Here is a 12,759-nt window from a genome sequence, read left to right as displayed (position 1 = left end):
TTCAACGTATAGCCCACGGGGGGCCTTGCGGCAAGGCCCCGGTGGTGCCGCACAATCCCCGTCCGAGGCCAGAACCTGCGGAAACGGGGAATTCAGTGTTCGACGTGATCATCGCCGGTGGCGGACCGACCGGTCTGATGCTGGCCGCCGAGTTGCGGTTGCACGGTGTGCGGGTGGTCGTGCTGGAGAAGGAGGCGAAGCCGACCGAGATCGTCCGCTCGCTCGGCCTGCACGTGCGCAGCATCGAGGTGATGGACCAGCGCGGGCTGCTGGAGCGGTTCCTCGCGCACGGAAAGCGGTTCGAGGCGGGCGGTTTCTTCGCCGCCATCGACAAGCCCTGGCCTGCCCGGCTGGACAGCGCGCACGCCTATGTCCTCGGCATCCCGCAGACGGTCACCGACCGCCTGCTGGCCGAGCACGCCGTCGAGCTCGGCACCGAGGTCCGGCGCGGCTGCGAGCTGGTCGGGCTGAGCCAGGACGCCGACGGGGTGAGCGCCGAACTCGCCGACGGCACGCGGCTGCGCTCGCGCTATCTGGTCGGCTGCGACGGCGGCCGCAGCACGGTGCGCAAGCTGCTCGGTGTCGGTTTCCCCGGCGCGCCCGCCGAGGTGGAGATCCTGCTGGGCGCGATGGAGGTGGGCGTGCCGCCGGAGACGGTGACCGCCGTGGTGAGTGAAGTCCGTCGAACCCAGAAGCTGTTCGGCCTCGGTCCCGTCGGGGACGGGCTGTACCGCGTCGTCGTGCCCGCCGAGGCGGTGACCGCGGACCGCTCGGTCGCGCCGACCCTGGAGGAGTTCGAACGACGGCTCAGGGCGGTCGCCGGCACGGACTTCGGTGTGCACTCACCGCGCTGGCTCTCCCGCTTCGGCGACGCCACCCGGCAGGCCGAGCGCTACCGGGTCGGCCGGGTGCTGCTGGCCGGCGACGCGGCGCACGTCCACCCGCCGGTGGGCGGGCAGGGCCTCAACCTCGGTATCCAGGACGCGTTCAACCTGGGCTGGAAACTGGCCGCAGAGGTGGCCGGCTGGGCACCGCGGGACCTGCTGGACAGCTACCACGCCGAACGGCACCCGGTGGCCGCCGACGTGCTGGACAACACCCGTGCGCAGATGGGGCTGCTGTCCACCGAGCCGGGGCCGCAGGCGGTGCGTCGGCTGCTGGCGCGGCTGATGGACTTCGACGAGGTGAACCGGTACCTGATCGAGAAGATCACCGCGATCGGTGTCCGCTACGACTTCGGTGCGGGCCATGAACTGCTCGGCCGGCGACTGCGGGACCTCACGCTGAAGCGCGGCCGCCTGTACGGGCTGATGCACGCCGGCCGTGGACTGCTGCTCGACCGGACCGGCCGGCTCTCGGTTGAGGGCTGGTCGGACCGGGTCGACCACGTCGTCGACGTCGGCGAGGAACTGGACGCGCCCGCGGTCCTGCTGCGGCCGGACGGCCATGTGGCGTGGGTCGGCGAGGATCAGCGGGAACTGCTCGACCGGCTGCCGAGGTGGTTCGGCGCGGCCGCCCGTGAGTGAAGCACGGTGCCGCCGTGGCCCGCGTAGCGCTTCTTGGCGGCAACCGGCTCCACCCACCGCCGACCCCGTATGCCCCCCCAGCGGGTCTGCCGGGTGGTGTCAGACGGTGGCGGGCAGGACGTGGTCGCCGGTCTTGTCCGTGCTCAGGCACAGGGAGCAGACCACCGCGTCGTGGGTGGCGCAGGCGGCCAGGTCCGGGCGCTCGTAGGGCTGGTGGCAGACGTGGCAGTCGTAGGTGACCGCGCTGGGGTTGCCCTCCGCGTCGAGCATGGGCTCGTCGATGCCGTCGTCCGCGCGGCGCAGGTAGTACTTGCCCTTGGTGACGATGGCCATCAGCGGGGTGAGGACGAAGGCGATGACGGCGGCGGCGACGGGGGAGTACGGCTGGAGGGTGTCGCCGAGGCCGTGGAAGTACATGGCGATGGACAGGCCGGACGCGGCGACGAAGGCCACCACACCCACGGGGTTGACCGCGTAGAGCATGCCGCGCCGGAACTCGGGGGCGAGCGGGGACAGTTTGAGCAGGTACTTGTTGATGCCTATGTCGGTGGCGACGGTGACGACCCAGGCGATCGCGCAGTTCGAGTAGAAGCCCAGGATGTCGTTGAGGAAGCTGAACATGTCGGCCTCCATCAGGACCAGCGCGAAGCCCAGGTTGACCAGGACGAAGACCATGCGGCCGGGGTAGTGCCTGGAGAGCCGGGTGAAGGAGTTGGTCCAGGCGAGCGAGCCGGAGTAGGCGTTCGTCACGTTGATCTTGATCTGGCTGATCACGACGAGGGCCACGGCCAGCGGGAGCACCAGCCAGGACGGCATCATCGCGTCGAAGGCGCCCTTGAACTGCTGGATCGGCTCGGGCGCGACGTCCGGTCCGACCTTGGCCAGGATGTAGACGGCGAGGAAGACACCGATGGCCTGCTTGAGCGCGCCGAGCACCACCCAGCCGGGTCCGGCCATGACCACCGCGGTCCACCAAGTGCGCTTGTTCGCCTCGGTCTTGGGTGGCATGAAGCGCAGATAGTCGATCTGCTCACCGATCTGCGCGATGAGCGAGAGGCACACACCCGCGCCCAGCAGCACGGAGGCGGTGTTGACCCCGCCGTCGCCGTCGGTGCCCGCGTAGGCGAGGAAGCGGTCGACGGTGCCCGGGTCGGTGGCGATCAGGTAGACCAGCGGGCCGACCATCAGCAGCAGCCAGACCGGGGTTGTCCAGACCTGGAGCTTGCTGAGCGCCTTCATGCCGTAGATGACCAGCGGGATCACCATCAACGTGGAGACCAGGTAACCCAGCCACAAGGGCAGTCCGAGGCCGAGCTTGAGGCCCTGGGCCATGATCGAGCCTTCGAGGGCGAAGAAGATGAAGGTGAAGCTGGCGAAGATGACGCTGGTGAGGACCGAGCCGTAGTAGCCGAAGCCGGAGCCGCGGGTGATCAGGTCGAGGTCGATGTTGTAGCGGGCGCCGTAGTAGGCGAGGGGGAAGCCGGTGACGAAGATGACGACGGCGGCGACCGCGATCGCCACGAGCGCGTTGCCGGTGCCGTGGGCCAGGCCGATGCCGGCGCCGATGGAGAAGTCGGCCATGTACGCGATGCCGCCGAGTGCCGTGGTGGCCACGACCATGGGGGTCCAGCGGCGGTAGCTGCGGGGCGCGAACCGGAGGGTGTAGTCCTCCAGGGTCTCCTTGACCGCCTGATCGGCGGATTTCGACGGGTCTGCCTTTGCCGGCCGCGACTCTGTGGTGCTCATGTCACGCCTCCCGGTGCTCTCGTGCGGGCGGTGGGGGATGCGTGGGAGCCCCGTCTTGGCGTCGTCGGCAGGCCGGGAGGTCGACGGGCCGTCATGAGCGGTTCATGACCCTGTATACGACTCGGATCCCACGGCCCGTCACGCTAGAAAGCGGTTGTTACCGACGGCCCTGGTTGTCATGAACGCGGCGTTTCCGGAATCTCACCCCTGCTGATCGCGGTCGCGTCGGGGTGTGTTCCCGGTGTGCGAGCCGCCTGCCGAGGCGGGTGGGGTCTGTGCGCCGCGTCAGGCCGGTGTGTGCCGCCGGCTGTCGGAGAACGGGCTGCGGTCCGCCTCGTCCTGGACGAGCAGGGAGAGCAGTGACGCCACCGTCAGGCCGGCCTCGGCGGGATGGCGCAGGACCTTGCCCGGCTCGATGCGGTAGGTGTTGGTGCGGCCCTCCCGCACGTGCGAGAGGTATCCGTCCTGCTCCAGATCGGAAATGATCTTCTGGACGGCGCGTTCGGTGAGGCGGCAGTGTGCGGCGATGTCGCGGATCCGGGCGCTGTGATTGTCGGCGATCACGGCCAGCACGCGTGCGTGGTTGGTGACGAACGTCCATCCGGTGTGTGATTCGGGCACTCCATCCATGACGGCAGTCTAGCGACCCTATGTTCACGCATTCAAAAACCTGAACGTAATTTCATGTATTGGTTGACGTACGTGGTCGGACAGAGGGAATCTGAGAGGCAGAGGCAGCCGAGCACATGAGGGAGAGGGCCATGCCGGAATCTGCGCACTCGGCGCAGCGCCTCACCACGCTGGACGCGCGTCCGCCGTGTCTGGCCACGATCGAGGCCGTGGTGGCCGGGGAACGGACGGACGTCACCTGCCGCGGTGAGTTCGACGTCGGAGCCCAGGCGCTCCAGTCCGAGCTGTACGCCGTTCTGGACCGCTCGGCCACCGGCGTGGACCTGGATCTGGACGCAGTCGGGTTCTGCGACTGCGGCGGCCTCAACCTCCTGCTGGACCTGCGCCGGGAGGCCCTCGACCAGGGCAAGACGGTCACCGTCCGGGCGTACAGCCCGGCCGTCGGGCGCCTGCTCGACCTGACCGGTGCCCGCGAATTGTTCGTGACCGAGGACTCCGGAAACCCCGACGCCCCGACCGCCGAGCGCGCGACCGTCCCCGAGGAGCGGTCCCGGGACACGGACGTCGACCAGGAGCTGCGCCTGGAGGTCGACCAGCTGCGCCGGGCGATGCGGACCCGGCCGACCATCGACGTGGCCCGCGGGATCGTCATGGCCACCTTCGGGCTGAGTGCCGAGGACGCCTGGACGGTGCTCGTCACCGCCTCCCAGAACACCAACACCAAGCTGCACCACCTCGCGCAGGACCTGATGGGAGCCATCCACGGCACCCAGGTGCCGGAGGAACTGCGACAGCAGATGGCGGTGGCCGTCGCCAAGGTGCGGGAGACCCCGACGACCCCGTCCGACGACGTGGCGGTGCGGGAGGCGGGGCCGGAGTCTCAGAGTCCCCAGCCCCGACCGGCTGTGTGACGTCCGGGCCTGGAGCGACCGCCCGCTCCTGACCTGTCAACTCCGTTGCGGAGCTGACCACTTGTGATGCTCGTCGCCTCTCCGGGCGGGGCGATGTCGTGCGGGCTCCGCGGTCTACGCAGGTGCCGCGGTGGGCGGGACGGGGCTCGCACCCGGGGTCGTCGACGCGGGGGGTGAACGGGCCGCTCCTGTCGGGGTGCCGCGAAGTCCGACCTCCGGCGGGTGTCGAGAAGTCCGGATCGGCTTCGACGTATCCGGTGCAAGGGCCACGACACACGAGCACCAGGAGGACCGGCCATGCGGACCCGGACACAGCCCCTGACCGTCGATCTGTTCCTCTCCGTGGACGGATGGGCCGGCGGGGCCAGCTCGCCCGGCTACTTCGGATACCCCGGCCCCGAACTCGAGGAGTGGATCACCGCCGAACTCGCCCTGCCGCAACTCGTGATCCTCGGCCGACGGACCTACGAGGCGCTCGCGGGCCTGCCCGAGGAGGCGCGGGACGCGTCGTCGCACCGGCTGGCCCAGCTGAACACGATCGTGTTCTCGAGAACTCTGGAGGCGGCCTCGTGGCCGAACACCCGCGTCTGCCGTGACGACGTCGTCGCCGAGGTCGACAGGCTCAAGCGCGAAAGTCGGGTACCGCTCCGCACCATGGGGAGCCTCACCCTGGCACGGCAGCTGTGCGGCGCCGGCCTCGTCGACCGCCTCAGGCTCATGACGTTCCCCCTGCTGCTGGGAGCCTCGGGCCGCGAGCCGTTCTTCGCGGGCATCGCGTCGGCCGACCTGGCCCTGATCGGCCACCGGGCCCTGGACGGGCGGGTTCTGCTGCTGGAGTACCGGCCGACCGGCAGGGACATTCCACAGGCCTGACCGCCGGGGCCACGGTGGCGCCTTCACCCCTGTTTGTTACGCTCCCCGAGCCTCCCGCGGGGGAAGTCCGGTGAGATTCCGGCGCTGACCCGCAACGGTGTGCGCGGTGACCAGGTGGTGCGTCGCGCGAGCCCGATCACCTGTGGGTGGCGCGACACCGTTCACTGCTCGCCGAGGACTGCGAGAGGGGATCGCGCGGCCGGCACGGTCGTACGGGCTCGTCTTCCGCTGCATGTCCGGGAGGCGGCCCTTGGCGAAGGACGTTCCTGCCGTGCCCCGAAGTCCGGTTCCCCGCCGCATACCCGTGGTCCCGCCGGTCCTCGGTCTGGCACTCCTGCTGGTGCTCTCGCTCGGGTGCGGTGTCGCCCTCGGGGCCGCCGGGATCGGGTGGGCACAGGTGTTCCGGTTCCTGTGGGCCGGGCTGACCGGAGCGACGACGTGCACACCATGGACCCGCGCGCCGCCGCCCGGGTGCTGGCCGCGCTGCCGCAGGAGTCGTCCGCCGAGTTCGACTTCACCGTCGCCGAGGTGGTCGCCATGGGCCGGCTGCCGCACCGGGGCCGTACGGCCGCCGCGGACCAGGAGATCTGCGCCGACGCGATGGACCGGACCGGTGTACGGCACCTCGCCGACCGCGGCTTCCTCGCCCTGTCGGGCGGTGAGAGACAACGGGTGCTGATCGCCCGCGCGTTGGCCCAGCAGCCGCGTGTTCTGGTCCTCGACGAGCCGACCAACCACCTCGACATCGCCCACCAGTTGGACGTCCTGTCCCTGGTCCGCGGCAGCGGCCTCACCGTGCTGGCCGCCCTGCACGACCTCAACCTGGCCGCCGCGCACTGCGATCTCCTGTACGTCATCGCGGGCGGCCGGATCGTCGTCTCGGGACCACCGCACGACGTGCTCCAACCGACGCTGCTCGCGGAGGTGTTCGGGGTCCGCGCCCACGCCGTACGGCATCCGGAGACCGGCGCCCTCCAGCTCCCTTTCGACCTGCTCCCGTAAGCATCCCCATGCGCAAGCTGCTCGCCGCCGCCCTGTGTCTCGCCGCTGCAGCCACCGGCTGCGGTGCGACCGTCGAGTCGTCCGACGACGGGAGGTCCACCTCCGTCACCCTCACCAACTGCGGCCGGAAGGTCACCTACGACAAGGTCCCGGAACGTGTCGTCACCAACGACGTCGGGATCACCGAGCTGATGTTCGCGCTCGGTCTGGAGGACCGCATGGCCGGGTTCGCCATGCCCGACGACAAGGGCGACCTGACCGGCGTGCCCTGGAAGGACGGCTACGACAAGGTCACGTGGCTCTCCAAGGACCAGCTCACCAAGGAGAACGTCCTCGACGCCAAGGGCGACTTCGTCTTCGCCGGCTGGAACTACGGCTTCCGCGACGACAACGGCTTCACCCCGGACGCGCTGAAGAAGCTCGGCATCCCCTCGTACGTCCTCACCGAGTCCTGCCGCAACGGCCGTACCCAGACCTCCCGCGGCATCATGCCGCCCCTCGAGGCCCTGTACGCCGACCTCACCAACCTCGGGAAGCTGTTCGGTGTGGAGAAGCGCGCGGCCACGCTGATCGCCGGCTTCAGAAGCAGGTCGCCGCCGTCGCAGCGCAGGCACTCCCGAAGAAGCCCAAGGTCTTCCTCTACGACAGCGGCCAGGACCAGCCCTTCACCTCAGGCCGCTGGGCCACCCCCGACGAGATCATCAGCAAGGCCGGCGGGGTCAACGTCATGCACCACGTGGACGATTCGTGGACCACGGCCGGCTGGGAGAGCGTCGTCGAGCGGAACCCCGACGTCATCGTCGTCTGCGACTACGGCGACGTGAGCGCCGAGCGGAAGAAGAAGTTCCTGCTCTCCTACGGCCCGTTGCGGGGCGTCTCCGCCGTCGAACACAAGCGGATCTTCGTCCTCGACTGCGTCGACCTGGTCGAGAGCCCCCGCAACCCGTCGGCGATCGCCCGCCTTGGCACCTACCTGCGCTCGGTGTCCTGACCGAACGCCTCCAGGATCCGCTCGGCGGCCAGCGTGGCCGTCAACCGGCCCTCCCGGACCTGCTGTTCGAGGCCCGGGGCGAGGGACTGCACGGCCGGGTCGGCGTGCAGGCGGCCGAGGAGTTCGTCCCGCACCATCGCCCAGGCCCAGCCGACCTGCTGGTCGCGCCGCTTGGCGGTGAGCCGCCCGGTGGAGTCGAGGAGCGTCCGGTGCTGCTCGAGCCGTTCCCACACCACGTCCAGGCCGGCCGACTCGCGGGCACTGCAACTCAGTACCGGGGGAGTCCAGAAGGCGTCCTTGCCGTGCATGAGCCGCAGTGCGCCCGCCAGTTCACGTGCGGCCGAGCGGGCGTCACGCTCGTGCGGGCCGTCCGCCTTGTTCACCGCGATCACGTCGGCGAGTTCCAGGACGCCCTTCTTGATGCCCTGGAGCTGGTCGCCGGTGCGGGCCAGACTCAGCAGCAGGAAGGAGTCGACCATGTCGGCGACCGCGGTCTCCGACTGGCCGACGCCGACGGTCTCGACCAGGATCACGTCGTAGCCGGCGGCCTCCATCACGACCATCGACTCCCGGGTCGCCTTCGCCACTCCGCCGAGTGTGCCCGCGCTGGGGGAGGGCCGTACGAAGGCGGCAGGGTCGACCGCCAGGCGCTCCATCCGGGTCTTGTCGCCCAGGATCGAGCCGCCCGTGCGAGTGGAGGACGGGTCCACCGCGAGCACCGCCACCCGGTGCCCCAGCGAGGTGAGCATCGTGCCGAACGCGTCGATGAACGTCGACTTCCCCACGCCCGGCACCCCGCTGACCCCGATCCGCCGGGCCCGGCCGCTGTGCGGGAGCAGCTCGGTGAGCAACTCCTGTGCCTGCGACCGGTGTCGGGGGTGCGTGGACTCGACGAGGGTGATGGCGCGGGCCACGATCGCCCGCTTCCCGTCGAGCACGCCCTTCACATACGTGTCGAGACCGATCACTGCCCGTGCCCGAGGTCGGCCGACAGACGCTCCACCAGGTCGTACGCCGCGTCCGGGATCACCGTCCCCGGCGGGAACACGGCCGCCGCGCCCATCTCCAGCAGGGTCGGCACGTCCTGCGGCGGGATGACCCCGCCCACCACGATCATGATGTCCTCCCGGCCCTCCTCGGCGAGCGCCTCGCGCAGCGCCGGTACGAGGGTGAGGTGCCCCGCGGCCAGCGACGAGACGCCGACGATGTGCACGTCCGCCTCCACGGCCTGCCGGGCCACCTCGCCCGGGGTCTGGAACAGCGGGCCGACGTCGACGTCGAAGCCGAGGTCGGCGAAGGCGGTGGCGATCACCTTCTGACCGCGGTCGTGGCCGTCCTGGCCCATCTTCGCGACCAGGATGCGCGGGCGGCGGCCCTCGGCCTCGTCGAAGGCGTCCACCAGCGCGCGGGTGCGGTCCACGTTCGGGGACTCTCCTGCCTCGTTGCGGTACACGCCGGAGATCGTACGGATCTGGCTCGCGTGCCGGCCGTACACCTTTTCCAGGGCGTCGGAGATCTCGCCGACGGTGGCCTTCGCGCGGGCCGCGTGCACGGCCAGCTCCAGCAGGTTGCCGTCGCCGTCGGCGGCCCGGGTCAGCGCGTCCAGCGCGTCCCGGCACGCGGTCTCGTCCCGCTCGGCGCGCAGCCGCCGCAGCTTCTCGATCTGCTGGGTCCGCACGGAGGAGTTGTCGACCTTGAGGACGTCGATCGCCTCGTCGGTCTCGACCCGGTACTTGTTGACGCCGATCACCGGCTGGCGCCCGGAGTCGATACGGGCCTGGGTGCGGGCCGCGGCCTCCTCGATACGCAGCTTGGGGATGCCGGCGTCGATCGCCTTGGCCATGCCGCCCGCCGCCTCCACCTCCTGGATGTGCTGCCAGGCCTTGCGCGCGAGGTCGTACGTCAGCTTCTCCACGTACGCGCTGCCGCCCCACGGGTCGATGACCCGGGTGGTGCCGGACTCCTGCTGGATCAGCAGCTGGGTGTTGCGGGCGATGCGCGCGGAGAAGTCGGTGGGCAGCGCCAGTGCCTCGTCGAGGGCGTTGGTGTGCAGCGACTGGGTGTGGCCCTGCGTCGCCGCCATCGCCTCCACACAGGTGCGCGTCACGTTGTTGAACACGTCCTGCGCGGTCAGCGACCAGCCGGAGGTCTGTGAATGGGTGCGCAGGGAAAGGGACTTGGGGTTCTGCGGGTCGAACTGCCGGACCAGCTTGGCCCACAGCAGGCGCGCCGCGCGCAGCTTGGCGATCTCCATGAAGAAGTTCATGCCGATCGCCCAGAAGAAGGACAGCCGGGGCGCGAACGCGTCCACGTCCAGGCCCACTTCACGGCCCGCCCGGAGGTACTCCACGCCGTCCGCGAGGGTGTACGCCAGCTCCAGGTCGGCCGTCGCGCCCGCCTCCTGGATGTGATAGCCGGAGATGGAGATCGAGTTGTAGCGGGGCATCCGCTGCGAGGTGTAGGCGAAGATGTCGGAGATGATCCGCATCGACGGCTTCGGCGGATAGATGTAGGTGTTGCGGACCATGAACTCCTTGAGGATGTCGTTCTGGATGGTCCCGGCCAACTTCTCGGGCGGTACGCCCTGTTCCTCGGCGGCGACGATGTACAGCGCCAGCACCGGCAGCACGGCGCCGTTCATCGTCATCGACACGGACATCTTGTCCAGCGGGATGCCGTCGAAGAGCTGCCGCATGTCGAGGATCGAGTCGATGGCGACACCCGCCATGCCGACGTCCCCGGTCACGCGCGGGTGGTCGCTGTCGTAACCGCGGTGCGTGGGCAGGTCGAAGGCGACCGACAGGCCCTTCTGGCCGGCCGCGAGGTTGCGTCGGTAGAAGGCGTTGGACTCCTCGGCGGTGGAGAAGCCCGCGTACTGGCGGATCGTCCAGGGCTGGTTGACGTACATCGTCGGATACGGCCCGCGCAGATACGGGGCCACACCCGGGTACGTCTCCAGGAAGTCCAGGCCCTCCAGGTCGGCGCCGGTGTAGAGCGGCTTGACCTCGATGCCCTCCGGCGTCTCCCAGACCGGCTCGGCGCCCTCGGTGGCGTTCTTGACGGCCGTACGCCACTCGTCGGCGCCGCCGGCGGTGGTCGGGGTCCCCAGCTCGATGCCGGTGAAGTCGGGGATTCCCATCAGGACACTCCCATGCGGTCGAGGGTGGCGGTGAGCACGGCGACGGCGTCGCAGCCCGCGAAGACGTAGGAGTCCACGCCGGAGTACTGCCCGGGCCGCCCGGCGAGGAACACGTGCCGCGCGCCTTCCGCCTTCAGGGTCCCTGCGACGTCCTCGGCCCGTTCCTCGTACAGCGCGTCGCTGGAGCACAGGCAGACCTCGGTGGCGCCGCTCTCCTCGAAGGTGCCCTCGGTGACGGGCTCGATGCCGCCGGCCTGGAAGAGGTTGGCGGCGAAGGTCGTGCGGGCGGTGTGGGCGGCGGCGGGGCCGATCGCGGCCAGGAAGACCCGCGGCCGGGACCCGGTCGCCGCGAGGTGCGCGTCGGAGCGGGCGCGCAGATCCTCGTACGCCTCGTCGCGCCGCACGCGGGGCAGACCGCCCGCCGGCTGCTCGGGGGCGGGGTCCCGCACGACCGGCTTCTCGGACAGGAACGGGAACTCGCTGACGCCGGTGACCGGTTCGCGGCGCGTCGCGAGCTTCTTGGAGCGCTGCGCCCACGTCGTCGCCAGGTCCGTGCGCAGGCGGCCGGAGCGCAGGACGGCCGCCTGGCCGCCGTCGCGTTCGATCGTCCGGAAGAACCGCCAGGCGGCCTCGGCGAGTTCGTCGGTGAGCCGCTCCACGTACCAGGAGCCGCCCGCCGGGTCGATCACCCGGGACAGGTGCGACTCCTCGACCAGGATCGTCGAGGTGTTGCGGGCGATCCGCCGGGCGAACGCGTCCGGCAGACCGAGCGCGTGGTCGAAGGGCAGCACGGTGACGGCCTCGGCCCCGCCGACCCCGGCGGCCAGGGTGGCGATCGTCGCGCGCAGCATGTTCACCCACGGGTCGCGGCGGGTCATCATCACCGGCGACACCACGGCGTGCTGTGCCTGCGCTCCGGCGCCGGGCGCGCCGCACACCTCGGCGACCCGCGCCCACAGCCGGCGCGCGGCCCGCAGCTTGGCGATCGTCAGGAACTGGTCGGCCGTCGCCGCGTACCGGAACTCCAGCTGGGCGCAGGCCTGTTCCACACTCAGGCCGGCCTCGGTCAGCTCCCGCAGATAGGCGACCCCGGTGGCGATCGAGGCGCCCAGCTCCTGCGCGGCCGAGCCGCCGGCCTCGTGGTACGGCAGCGCGTCCACGGTCAGCGCCCGCAGGCCGGGGTACTCCTCGGCGCACCGGCGTGCGAGCGGGACGACCGGCGCGAAGTCCGACGCCTCGCCCGTACGCGCCTGGTGGCCCAGCGGGTCGGCGCCGAGGCTGCCGCGCGCGGCCTTCCTGTCGATGCCGCGCTCGTCGTAGAGCCGCAGCAACTCCTGTGCGGCGGAGTTGACTTGGCTGCCCGCGTCCAGGGCGACCGGCGCGAGGTCGAGGTAGACGCCGTCGAGGACCTTGCCGAGCGATGTGACCGGGATGCCACCCTTGCCCGCGACCAGCCACAGCGAGGTGACGCCGTTCTCCAGGTCGGTGAGCACCGCGGTGTTGTCGGCGACCGCGTGCCGCTGCCGTACGTCCCAGCCCCCGGTGGTGTTCCCCTCGGCGCGGGCGCCGCGCACGAAGGGGGAGAAGCCGGGGAAACCGGGGTCGGGTGCGGCATCGTGCGCGGTGTACAGGGGGCGGGTGCGCAGCCCGTCCTCGAGCGCGGTGGACAGGGCGTCCTCAGCTGCCGTGCCGGAGACTTCCTTGCCCGACTTGCGCAGGACACCCGCCACCAGGCCGTGCCACTGTTCAAGGTTCGCGTCAGGGAACTCGGCGGCCAGCGAGAGCCCGTCGTCAGGCAGGACCGTCATGCTCGGATGCTAGGCCAGACCCCCAAGGAGCAGGAGGGGGCACGGCTGTGACCTTTCCCGCAACGAGAATGTGACCCCGGTCTCGCGGGCCCCGGCAGGCGGAGCCTCGACGTCATGGATGTCGCGCGCGACC

The 12,759-nt window shown here is 70.6% G+C and carries 9 protein-coding genes and 1 pseudogene; 5 read left to right on the top strand and 5 right to left on the bottom strand.

Annotation, left to right across the window (positions count from 1 at the left end; all coding sequences use genetic code 11):
• The first annotated feature begins 95 nt into the window (after positions 1-95).
• Positions 96-1,526: a rifampin monooxygenase gene (rox, locus tag OG841_RS10380; protein ID WP_328641689.1), complete on the top strand. Its 1,431-nt coding sequence runs from the start codon at positions 96-98 to the stop codon at positions 1,524-1,526.
• Between the two features lie 99 nt (positions 1,527-1,625).
• On the opposite strand, the gene OG841_RS10375 is transcribed toward rox, so the two are convergent.
• Positions 1,626-3,272 (bottom strand): purine-cytosine permease family protein, encoded by a 1,647-nt coding sequence (locus OG841_RS10375; RefSeq protein WP_328641690.1) that lies wholly within the window; start codon positions 3,270-3,272, stop codon positions 1,626-1,628.
• A 285-nt stretch (positions 3,273-3,557) separates the two neighbouring features.
• Positions 3,558-3,902 carry a helix-turn-helix transcriptional regulator gene (locus tag OG841_RS10370; protein WP_328641691.1) on the bottom strand — a complete coding sequence of 115 codons (345 nt, stop codon included), beginning with the start codon at positions 3,900-3,902 and terminating at the stop codon, positions 3,558-3,560.
• 131 nt (positions 3,903-4,033) lie between these two features.
• Here OG841_RS10370 and OG841_RS10365 point away from each other — a divergent pair, with 131 nt between their 5' ends.
• From OG841_RS10365 to OG841_RS10350, 4 genes and pseudogenes are all read left to right on the top strand, one after another.
• Positions 4,034-4,813: an ANTAR domain-containing protein gene (locus OG841_RS10365; RefSeq protein WP_328641692.1), complete on the top strand. Its 780-nt coding sequence runs from the start codon at positions 4,034-4,036 to the stop codon at positions 4,811-4,813.
• 297 nt (positions 4,814-5,110) lie between these two features.
• On the top strand, positions 5,111-5,686 hold the full coding sequence (locus OG841_RS10360; RefSeq protein WP_328641693.1) for a dihydrofolate reductase family protein: 576 nt from the start codon (positions 5,111-5,113) through the stop codon (positions 5,684-5,686).
• A 228-nt stretch (positions 5,687-5,914) separates the two neighbouring features.
• On the top strand, positions 5,915-6,688 hold the full coding sequence (locus OG841_RS10355) for an ABC transporter ATP-binding protein (protein WP_371570649.1): 774 nt from the start codon (positions 5,915-5,917) through the stop codon (positions 6,686-6,688).
• An 8-nt stretch (positions 6,689-6,696) separates the two neighbouring features.
• Positions 6,697-7,679 (top strand): annotated as a pseudogene (locus OG841_RS10350) (ABC transporter substrate-binding protein).
• On the opposite strand, the gene meaB reads toward OG841_RS10350, so the two are convergent.
• From meaB to OG841_RS10335, 3 genes are read right to left on the bottom strand one after another with little or no spacing between them, the layout of a single operon-like run.
• Complete coding sequence (meaB, locus tag OG841_RS10345) at positions 7,658-8,647, bottom strand: methylmalonyl Co-A mutase-associated GTPase MeaB (RefSeq protein WP_328641694.1); 990 nt, start codon at positions 8,645-8,647, stop codon at positions 7,658-7,660. The pseudogene OG841_RS10350 and the gene meaB sit on opposite strands and share 22 nt — an antisense overlap.
• Positions 8,644-10,818 (bottom strand): methylmalonyl-CoA mutase, encoded by a 2,175-nt coding sequence (scpA, locus tag OG841_RS10340; protein WP_326662543.1) that lies wholly within the window; start codon positions 10,816-10,818, stop codon positions 8,644-8,646. Before scpA ends, meaB begins: the two co-directional genes overlap by 4 nt.
• Entirely contained in the window at positions 10,818-12,626 is a 1,809-nt protein-coding gene (locus OG841_RS10335) for a methylmalonyl-CoA mutase family protein (protein ID WP_371564553.1), read from the bottom strand. The genes scpA and OG841_RS10335 overlap by 1 nt, the downstream gene beginning before the upstream one ends.
• Positions 12,627-12,759 lie beyond the last annotated feature (133 nt).

Origin of the sequence: Streptomyces canus (genome assembly GCF_041435015.1) — a bacterium.
Lineage (GTDB): Bacteria > Actinomycetota > Actinomycetes > Streptomycetales > Streptomycetaceae > Streptomyces > Streptomyces canus_G.
The sequence above is the reverse complement of the archived record's forward strand: the minus strand, read 5'-3'. Positions and strand labels throughout refer to the sequence as shown.

Excerpts from the sequence above, each read along its gene's own strand:
- OG841_RS10375 (WP_328641690.1), bottom strand. The coding sequence starts at position 3,272 with ATGAGCACCACAGAGTCGCGGCCGGCAAAGGCAGACCCGTCGAAATCC.
- OG841_RS10370 (WP_328641691.1), bottom strand. The coding sequence starts at position 3,902 with ATGGATGGAGTGCCCGAATCACACACCGGATGGACGTTCGTCACCAAC.
- OG841_RS10365 (WP_328641692.1), top strand. The coding sequence starts at position 4,034 with ATGCCGGAATCTGCGCACTCGGCGCAGCGCCTCACCACGCTGGACGCG.
- OG841_RS10360 (WP_328641693.1), top strand. The coding sequence starts at position 5,111 with ATGCGGACCCGGACACAGCCCCTGACCGTCGATCTGTTCCTCTCCGTG.
- scpA (WP_326662543.1), bottom strand. The coding sequence starts at position 10,818 with ATGGGAATCCCCGACTTCACCGGCATCGAGCTGGGGACCCCGACCACC.
- OG841_RS10335 (WP_371564553.1), bottom strand. The coding sequence starts at position 12,626 with ATGACGGTCCTGCCTGACGACGGGCTCTCGCTGGCCGCCGAGTTCCCT.